We start from the raw sequence: 8,772 nt of genomic DNA, 5'->3' as shown, positions 1-8,772 counted from the left end.
CGTGACCGAGGCTGTAGGATAAGTGTGTCCGGGGGAAGGGGCAGCTTGGCCATCAGCGGCTTTGTGCAACAGAGCCGTGCTACATCGTCATCGGGATGCCGGAAATCGACGAGGCGACAGGGCTGTATTACAATTCCGCCGCGCTAATCGGCCCCGACGGGCTGGTCGGCAAGCATCGCAAGTCGCACCCCTATATCGCCGAACCGAAATGGGCCGCCTCGGGCGATATCGCCCATGCAGTGTTCGACACGCCGCTTGGCCGCATCGCCATCGTCATCTGCATGGATCTGCATTTCTTCGAAACCGTGCGGCTGGAAACGCTGCAAGGGGCGGATGTGATCTGCCATATCTCGAACTGGCTGGCCGAGCGTACCCCGGCCCCCTACTGGATCACCCGCGCCTTTGAAAACGCCTGCTACGTGGTGGAATCCAACCGCTGGGGGCTGGAACGCACGGTGCAGTTCTCAGGGGGCAGCTGCATCATCGGCCCCGACGGCACCGTCGAGGCCAGCGTCGACAGCGGCAACGCCATTCTCACCGGCATGATCGACCCGGCGCGCGCCCGCACCCGCGAGGTGCTGGGCGAGCCGGTCTTCGACATGCGCCGCCCCGCGCTTTACAAGACCCTGATGACCAACAGCTTTACGTGGAACCCGCTGGAGTTCCATCGCCTCTACGGCTACCAGCCGCTGCCCGAAGGCACCGCCTCTACCCTTGCCGTGGCGCAGTTCGCCCCCTCGAACGATGCCGCGCAGAACCTCGCGCAGATCGATGCCTACGCCGCCGAGGCACAGGCCAAGGGCGCCTCCCTGCTCGTTCTGCCCGAACTCAGCCTGACCCGAACGCCAGAGCCGATCACTGGCCCCAGCGTCACCGCCTTCACCCGCATCGCCATGCGGCATCGTCTGCACATCGTCGCAGGTTTTGCCGAAAGCGACGGCGCGCAGGCCTATAACACGGTGGTGCTTAGCGGCCCCGAAGGCCGCGTCGGCCGCTACCGCAAGATCCACCTGTCGCTGGCAGACCGCACATGGGCCACCCCCGGCGATGACTGGACATGGTTCGATCTGCCGTTCGGGCGGCTTGGCTTGCTCACCGGCACCGATGCGCTGCTGCCCGAATCCGGGCGCATCCTCGGTCTCGAAGGCTGCGACATCATCGCCTGCCCCGCCGCCTTGCCCGATGGCTTCACCGGCGTCCATCAAGGCACCGAAATCCCGCACAATGCGCCCATTCCGAAAGGCGCCGATCCCTATCACTGGCACGCCTTGCGCACCCGCAGCGGCGAAAACAACCTGCATCTGGTCTTCGCCAACGCCTGCACCGACAGCCCCGGCCACAGCGGCATCTTCGGTGCCGACACCTTCGCCTTCCCGCGTCAGGAAAGCGCCATCCTCGACAGCCCCGGCCTTGCCACGCTTGATATCGACCTGACCAACCTTGGCGGCCCCTACCCGACCAATGTCACAAGACGCAAGGACCTCATCACCATGCGCCTGCCGCATCACTACACCGCGCTGGTCACCGAAGGCAGCCAACTCGCCGCCGAGTGAGCCAGCGGCTTCTTCTGGCTAAAAATATCCCGGGGGGGGCTGCCCCCCCCTCCGCCGAACCCACCGGGCAGGCTCAGAGAATTTCGATCCCTGCACTGATCGCCGGCAGCGACAGATCCGAGACCCCCTCAAGCGTCACATGCATCACCTCGCGCGCGCCGGTGTCGCTGTGGGTCATCACGATCGACAGCCCCGACGCGGTCAGGCTGACGCTGCTCTCGTCGAACAGCATCGAGCCGGCATTGTAGAACCGCAGCCTATCGCCCTCATGCGGGTTGTAATCGGTCACCGTCACATAGCGCGCGCTTTGCGTGAATTCGAAACTGTCCGCCCCGGCGCCGCCGGTCAGCCGGTCAACCCCGGCGCCGCCGAATATCGAATCATTGCCCGCGCCGCCGAACACCACATCATCGCTGTCGGTGCCCCAGAACACATCGTTGCCGCCGCCAAGATCCACCCGGATACTCTCGCCATCCATCGAATAATCCGGGCTGGTGAAATCCACGAGATCATCCCCCGCCCCCGCGTCGATTTCTTCGATGCCGACAAAGCGGGCCGCCGATTGCCGCCCGTCGGAATCGCGGCTGAGCGCCACCTCGTCATTGAACCCGGTGATGGCGTCATGCAGAAAGAACGCATCGCCGCCATCGGTCAGATGCAGCACGTCATAGCCATCGCCGCCCCGGCTCACCGCCTCGAGCAGCGTCTTGCCACCAAGGTCGATCACCCCGCCCGTGCCAACCTGCGCCCCGGTGTCGATGTTTTCCGCCGCATCCCCGCGCGCAAACCTGCCCGTGCCGCCCAGCCAGATGTGATCGTTGCCGTCGTCGCCCTGTACGTAATCGCGCCCCTCTTCGGCATAGAGCGAATCCCCGCCGTTTCCGCCGATCAGCACGTCGGCCCCGCCGCCGCCGTACACATCGTCATCGCCATCGCCGCCGATCATGCTGTCATCGCCAAAGCCGCCCGAAAGCCAGTCGTCGCCCTGACCGCCGTACAACTGGTCATCGCCGGTCTGACCCTTGAGCTGGTCGTCGCCGTTGCCGCCCCGCAGGATGTCGTCGCCCGCATCGCCCCGGATGGTGTCATTGCCATCGGCGCCGCGCAGGGTGTCTCCGCCTGCGGTGATCGCCTGCAATTCCACCCGCGCAAGGTTCCAGGCATCAAGCCCGAAGCTGACCGTGTTCCCCGATCCGACATAGCCATCGTAATGGGTGATCAGCGGGTCGTCATCGGTGTCGGAATAGCTGCCCTCCTCGCTGCCAAGCGTGCTCACCAGCGCAAACCAGTCGCCCGCCGCAAACAGCTCCGACACGTCCAGCGCCACGTCGGCATCGCTGCCGCTGCGCTCGGCGGCAAACAGCGCCAGCGTGCTGGTCGAGCCGAACCCGTGCACGTCGAGGCTCCCGGCTACCTCGTAATCCAGCACCGTGTGCAGCCCGCCCACGCTTTGCGTCAGCCATTGAAAGGCCACCCCGCCAAAGGTCAGCTCGGCCTCGTCAGAATCGATCAGCGTGCGGTAGGTCTTGGCGCTGGAAAAGGTGATCGGCCAGAAATTGGCGTGCTCCACCCCGGCGGCGGCCAGTTCGAAAAACGCCTCGACCACGGTATGAGCATAATGCAGGCCAGTGGCGTTGCCGCTGTTGCTGTCCTCGCCAAGCGCATTGCGCGGCGACCATTCGCTGACCGACATCGGCACATCGCTGAGGCCAGAGACGGTCTCGAAGATCCCCTTGATCACGTTCAGCGCAAATTCGTTTTCGCTGTCGATGCCCGCAAAGCCGTCGTCGAAATAGACATGCTGCACCACGCCGTCGATGGCATCGGTGGCGCCCGCATCCACCAGCGCCTCGGCGATGGCGCTGGTCTGGGTGATGGCATTGCCCTGCGCCGACACGGTGCCGCGCGACCATGACGATGGCGGGGTGCCGCTGTATTCGCTCGCCCAGTGCAGGATGAAATCGCCCGATCCATCCGGTTCCAGATAGGCCAGACGGTCTTGCAGCGGGCTGAAGATGCCGGTCGAGGCGGTGATCTGCACCGATACAGCGATATCCGGGTACTGATCGGCCATGAAATTGGCGACCTGCCCGGCCAGATAGCCATATTCCTCGGCGGTCATCTCGCCGCTGCCCCAGAATTCATTGCCGATCTCGACGCTGGTGATCTCGACCCCGTTCGCCCGCGCCTCGGCTCGCGCGGTGTCGAGGAAATTGGCCAGATGCGCGAAATAGGCGCTGTCGATGGCGGTCCGCTCACCATAGGTGCCGCGCGCCAGCGCCTGCGCCGCTGACTGGGCAAAGGCGGCGCGCGTCGGCAGCACCAGCTGCGCATCGGCGCCCACCTGCCCCGCCACGCTGAAGAATTCCGCTAGGGTTGTGAGGTTCTGCACCGATCCGTCGTCGCGCGTATAGGTTTGCGCTGTGTAATCGCCGGTCAGGAAGCTTGCCTCGGTGAAGGCGCTTTCAGTGACACTGCCGCCGGGAAACCGCAGCGTGCTGACGTTGAGCGAGGCAAGCTGCTCGATCAGCACCGGAGTCTCAGATATTTCGTAATCGTAGATCGTAACGTAATTCGCCCCGAACATATCCGCTGAAACGCCCTGAGCGGTAAAGGTTTCGCTCTCGTTGAGTGTGTATGTCGGCATCTCTATCACCCTTATTGCGGGAGTGATGGCTATCCGACTCGTCTTGGGATAGCGAGGCATGACCTGTACGTAAATGTGACTTTTTCTGCGGATGCATAATAAATTCACACAGGATTATTTTCGAATATTGTGCGAAAACCGGTTCAGCGCTTCGCGCAAAAGCCGACGTATTAAGGCTTGGCCAATCTACGCGGTTCATACCGAAGGCAGTGATCAGTAAACGGAGTTGGGTTATGTTCGGAATGATGGCGCTGTTGGCCGGGGTCGTCGGGGTGTCGGCCTTTGTGCTGACCGATCCTTCGCCGGAAGAAGACGACGAAACCGGGACCCACGAAGACGATGCGGCCATCGACCCCGACGAGGCCGTCGGCATCATCGAGATTCCGGAATATGTCCCGGAGGACACGAGCGCACAGGCCGAAGTCGACAGCGGGGCCGAAGTTCAAAGCGGGGAAGACAGCACGCCGACCGAGGCCGCGCCAACCACGGACCGTTCTGACAATGACACCACGGGCGATGAAACCGTCGCAGGCGACGACGATCCGTTGACATTCACCGCGTCGGAAATTGCCGCCAGCCCGGCGCCGCTCGATGATTTTTCGCAAGAAGAAGACCTGACCGAGATCACCGCCGGCAGCGCCGATACCGTCAGCTTTACCCTGCCGCAGGACAGCGGCACGCTGTATGTGCTGCCGGCCGATTATTCCGAAACCGCCAGCAGCGAGACCGGCGAGGCAAGCTACGTCTATTCGGGGTTCAACGTCTATTACGTGCCCGAAGGCCAGAGCTTTCCGGCAGAATACGACTGGTCCGAAGAGGGCGCGACACTGTACAACGGCGAGACCTACCAGCAGGACGATACCGATTTCGGCGACATCCGCATGGTTGCCCGCATCGACAGCGGTTACACGGTCACCGAAACCGATTTCGAAGCCGGCACCGCGCAGGTGCAGGACCACGCGCTTGGCACCCCGGAAATCGAAGCCAACTGCCGCATCATCTGGGCCTGACCGCGGCTTTTAAAACGCGATCGGTCGGTGGGCCGATCCCCGCGCAGGCGGATTCAGGCGGTTTGAAACCGCTGCTGATCTCGCCTCCTTGGGCAATCGACGAACAGCATCCTCTGCGCACGCGGGATCAGCAACTCGCAGCTCACGCCATCTGGGTCGGCCGCCCCGCTATCTGATGCAGATATGGCGCGCGAGGCAGCGATATGGCCAGAATTCTGATCCTCCGTGATGGGTCAGGCGTCCGTCGACAGCAGTTTCGCCTTGGCGCGGGTCCAGAGCGGGGTTTGAGAAACAAAGATCAGGATCACCGCGGCCAGCAGCGTCGCCGACAGCGGGCTGGTGATGATGCCCCAGAAGAAGCGGCCCAGATCCTCGCGTTCGGAAATGATCGCCCGCCGCCAGTTGTCATCCAGCAGCCGCGACAGGATGACCCCAAGGATCACCGGCCCCAGCGGATAGCCGTAATGGCGCATGAAATAACCAAAGAAGCCGAAGCCCAGCATCCAGTAGACATCGCTCAGCGAATTGTTGACCGCATAGGCCCCGACGATCGACAGCAGCATGATCAGCGGGATCAGAACAGCGCGCGGCATCTCGACGATCCGGGTAAAGATCTTGATGCCGGTCAGGCCAAAGATCAGCATGAAGACATTGGCCACGACCAGCGCGCCGACGATGAACCAGAACATGTCGGGGCGCTCGATCATCAGCATCGGGCCGGGGTTCAGACCGTGGATGTAAAGCGCGCCGATCATGATGGCGGTCACCGCGTCGCCCGGAATGCCCAGCGTCATCATCGGAATGAAGGCCCCGCCCACGGCGGCGTTGTTGGCAGTTTCGGGGGCGACGAGGCCCTCGATGGCGCCATCGCCAAAGGCGCGCTCGGGGGTCTTGGTCACGCGCTTGGCGTGGTCATAGGCCATCAGCGCGGCGATGTCGCCGCCGGTGCCTGGCAGCGCGCCGATGATCACCCCGATCGACGAGGTCTGAAGCGACAGCGGCAGGTGCTTGCGGATGGTGCCGAAGCTGGGAACGATGCGGCTGATGTTCTGCTTCACCGCGTCCTTGTCGACATGGTGCAGCTGCAACAGCGCCTCGGACACGCCGAACATGCCGATCATCACCGCGATGAAGCTGATGCCGCCCTGCATGATCTGCAGATCAAAGGTGAACCGTTCGGTAAAGGTCAGCGGGTCACGGCCCACCGCGCCAATGGCAAGCCCAAGCGCCCCGGCAAAAATGCCCTTGATCAGGCTGCCCGACGACAGCGAGCCGACCAGCAGGATGCCCAGCACCGCCAGCAGCATGTAATCGCGCGGCTGGAAGGTCAGCGCGAAATCCGACACGAAGGGCGCGGCAATGGCCAGAACCGCGATGCCGACGAAGCCGCCGAAAAAGCTCATGACCGTGGTGACGCCGATGGCGGTGCCCGCCTCGCCGCGCTGCGCCATTGGATAGCCATCCAACGCGGTGGCGATGGCCGAGGGCGCGCCGGGGATGTTCAGCAGGATCGCGGTGCGCGAGCCGCCATAGACCCCGCCCATGTAGATGCCGATCATCAACGCGATGGCCGGCAGCACATCCCATGTGAAGGTGAAGGAAATCAGGATCGACACCGCCATGGTCACCGACAGGCCCGGAATGGCCCCGACATAGACGCCCGCAAAGGTGCCGACGCCGACCAGAAGCAACAGCTGCGGATGGGTGAAGACGGTCAGGAAGGCAATGAGGGTTTCCATCACGGTGCCCCTTCAAACAGGTTGCGAAAGGCCTGAATGATCTCGGCCTCGGGCACGATGCCCGCGGGGATCAGAACGGTGAACACAATACGGAAGACAAACCAGACCAGCAGCAACGTGCCCAGTGACACGCTCAGCGTCCAGACCCAGCCGCGCCGGCCCAGCATCCTGACGATTGCAATCAGGAACACCGCCGAGGTCGGCAGGAAGCCGACGGGCTTGAGCGCGATGCCAAAGCCGGTCAGCAACAGCGCCACCACGATGACCTTGCCGGGCAGGATGTCGCGCGACAGGGTCTCGTTCGCAACGCGGCTGCGCCGCAGGTCCCTGAAAAAGATGACAATAGCGCTGATGGCCATCACGCCGGTGGTCGCCATCGGCACGCTGCCCGGGGCGCTCAGCTGGTCAAAACCACTGATGCCATAGGCCTCCCACAGCAGCACGAGGCTGGCGATAACAAGCACAGCGCCAAAGATCAGCTCTCCGGGGCGGCGCTGGTTTGCATAGCCGCCCGGCGCGGCGTCAGAGCGCCCGTCATGGTGTTCGGTTTCGATCCTGGACATGGGTCCTCGGGGCCTCCTGCCCTGCCACGCCCGGCGCAGAGCTGCTTGCAAAGAAAGCGCCGCAGCCTCGGGCAGAGAGATGCGGCGCGTGGCCTGACGCCGGCCGTCAGAGCGAGACCGGACGCGAGCTGTCGATCCGGTCTTGGCCGCCGCGCCCCGCCGCAAGGGCCGGGCGCGGCGCCGGTTTACTCGGGGCGGGCGATGCCGAATTCCTCGGGCGAGGTCTTGGCAAGGCCGGCGTCCTGAAGCAGCCAGACGGTGCCCTGCTGCCACTTGGTCAGGAACGCCTCGGCCGCATCGCCCGAGAGGTTCATCATGGAATAGCCGCGGCTTTCCATCAGCTCGACGAATTCGGGGTTTGCGGTCCCCTTGGTATAAGCCTCCTGCAACGCGGCGACGATCTCGTCCGGCGTGCCCTTCTTGACGAAGACGCCAAAGAACGGCCCCCATGGCAGGTAGGTGTTATAGCCCTCGTTGAAACGGGTCACCTCGGGCACGCCCGGCAACTTGTCGAGGGGGGCGACATCGAACACCGCGAGCGGCTTGAGCTTGCCGGCCTTGATGGTCTCGATCGCGACCCCCAGAACGGCGGGCATCACGTCGATCGCGCCGCCCTGAAGCGCGGTCAGCGCCGGGCCGTCGCCATCATAGGGAACCGAAATCACGTCCAGCTCGCCCTCGACCGTGTTCATCATCGCGGTGATCACCGATGGCAGGCCCCCCGGACCGGTCGTGCCAAAGCGCAGCTCGCCCGGGTTTTCCCTGATATAGGCCAGCATGCCCGGATAATCGTCGAACGGCGCCTCGGGGCTGGCCACGAGGATCGGCGTGCCGCGGGCAAGCAGGGTGATCGGGGTGAAATCGCTGTAATCCTTGTCGCCAAGACCCATAATCTTGTAAAGCATCGGGTTTTCAGCGCCCATCAGCAGGGTGTAGCCGTCGGCATCCCTGCCCGCCACGTTGTTCAGCGCGATGGCACCGACGCCGCCGGTCATGTTCTGCATGACCACCTTGCCGTTCAGCACCTCTTCGGCATAAGGCGTGACCGAGCGCATCACCGTGTCGGTCGAGCCGCTAGCCCCCCATTGGATGATGCCCTGAATTTCCTTGGTCGGGTAATCCTGCGCAACCGCGCCGGTGGCCACGAGCATCAGCGCCGAGACGGCGCCGAGAACGAGATCTGAGAGGTGGTCCTGAATTTTCGACCAGTTTTCCGCCGGGCTAAGCTGTAGCATGGGTTTCATTTCAGGCGGCAGCTTT

The 8,772-nt window shown here is 63.6% G+C and carries 6 protein-coding genes and 1 pseudogene; 3 read left to right on the top strand and 4 right to left on the bottom strand.

Features of this window, described 5'->3' with window-relative positions; genetic code table 11:
• Nucleotides 1–68: 68 nt before the first annotated feature.
• Nucleotides 69–554, top strand: a pseudogene (locus Q4543_RS23180) (nitrilase-related carbon-nitrogen hydrolase); the annotation flags it as partial.
• Nucleotides 543–1,553 carry a nitrilase-related carbon-nitrogen hydrolase gene (locus Q4543_RS23175; RefSeq protein WP_368502192.1) on the top strand — a complete coding sequence of 337 codons (1,011 nt, stop codon included), beginning with the start codon at nucleotides 543–545 and terminating at the stop codon, nucleotides 1,551–1,553. The pseudogene Q4543_RS23180 and the gene Q4543_RS23175, both read left to right, overlap by 12 nt.
• A 73-nt stretch (nucleotides 1,554–1,626) precedes the next feature.
• On the opposite strand, the gene Q4543_RS23170 is transcribed toward Q4543_RS23175, so the two are convergent.
• Nucleotides 1,627–4,200 carry a calcium-binding protein gene (locus Q4543_RS23170; protein WP_303442268.1) on the bottom strand — a complete coding sequence of 858 codons (2,574 nt, stop codon included), beginning with the start codon at nucleotides 4,198–4,200 and terminating at the stop codon, nucleotides 1,627–1,629.
• Nucleotides 4,201–4,433: 233 nt separating this feature from the next.
• Here Q4543_RS23170 and Q4543_RS23165 point away from each other — a divergent pair, with 233 nt between their 5' ends.
• The gene (locus Q4543_RS23165; RefSeq protein WP_303442265.1) at nucleotides 4,434–5,210 is read left to right on the top strand and encodes a hypothetical protein; all 777 of its coding nucleotides are present in this window, start codon (nucleotides 4,434–4,436) and stop codon (nucleotides 5,208–5,210) included.
• 233 nt (nucleotides 5,211–5,443) lie between these two features.
• Here the strand turns inward: Q4543_RS23165 and Q4543_RS23160 are convergent, their stop codons facing one another.
• The 3 genes from Q4543_RS23160 to Q4543_RS23150 all read right to left on the bottom strand — a co-directional run.
• Nucleotides 5,444–6,949, bottom strand: a complete 1,506-nt coding sequence (locus tag Q4543_RS23160) for a tripartite tricarboxylate transporter permease (protein WP_303442263.1) — start codon at nucleotides 6,947–6,949, stop codon at nucleotides 5,444–5,446.
• Nucleotides 6,949–7,512, bottom strand: a complete 564-nt coding sequence (locus Q4543_RS23155; RefSeq protein ID WP_303442260.1) for a tripartite tricarboxylate transporter TctB family protein — start codon at nucleotides 7,510–7,512, stop codon at nucleotides 6,949–6,951. The genes Q4543_RS23160 and Q4543_RS23155 overlap by 1 nt, the downstream gene beginning before the upstream one ends.
• A 185-nt stretch (nucleotides 7,513–7,697) precedes the next feature.
• On the bottom strand, nucleotides 7,698–8,772 hold a 1,075-nt coding region (locus tag Q4543_RS23150), incomplete at its 5' end, for a tripartite tricarboxylate transporter substrate binding protein (RefSeq protein ID WP_303442257.1).

This window comes from Salipiger sp. 1_MG-2023, from assembly GCF_030547555.1.
In the GTDB taxonomy this organism is placed as follows: domain Bacteria; phylum Pseudomonadota; class Alphaproteobacteria; order Rhodobacterales; family Rhodobacteraceae; genus Salipiger.
The sequence above is the reverse complement of the archived record's forward strand: the minus strand, read 5'-3'. Positions and strand labels throughout refer to the sequence as shown.

What these genes read in the sequence shown, in the direction of transcription:
- Q4543_RS23175 (WP_368502192.1), top strand. Translation starts at nt 543, where the DNA reads ATGATCGACCCGGCGCGCGCCCGCACCCGCGAGGTGCTGGGCGAGCCG.
- Q4543_RS23170 (WP_303442268.1), bottom strand. Translation starts at nt 4,200, where the DNA reads ATGCCGACATACACACTCAACGAGAGCGAAACCTTTACCGCTCAGGGC.
- Q4543_RS23165 (WP_303442265.1), top strand. Translation starts at nt 4,434, where the DNA reads ATGTTCGGAATGATGGCGCTGTTGGCCGGGGTCGTCGGGGTGTCGGCC.
- Q4543_RS23160 (WP_303442263.1), bottom strand. Translation starts at nt 6,949, where the DNA reads ATGGAAACCCTCATTGCCTTCCTGACCGTCTTCACCCATCCGCAGCTG.
- Q4543_RS23155 (WP_303442260.1), bottom strand. Translation starts at nt 7,512, where the DNA reads ATGTCCAGGATCGAAACCGAACACCATGACGGGCGCTCTGACGCCGCG.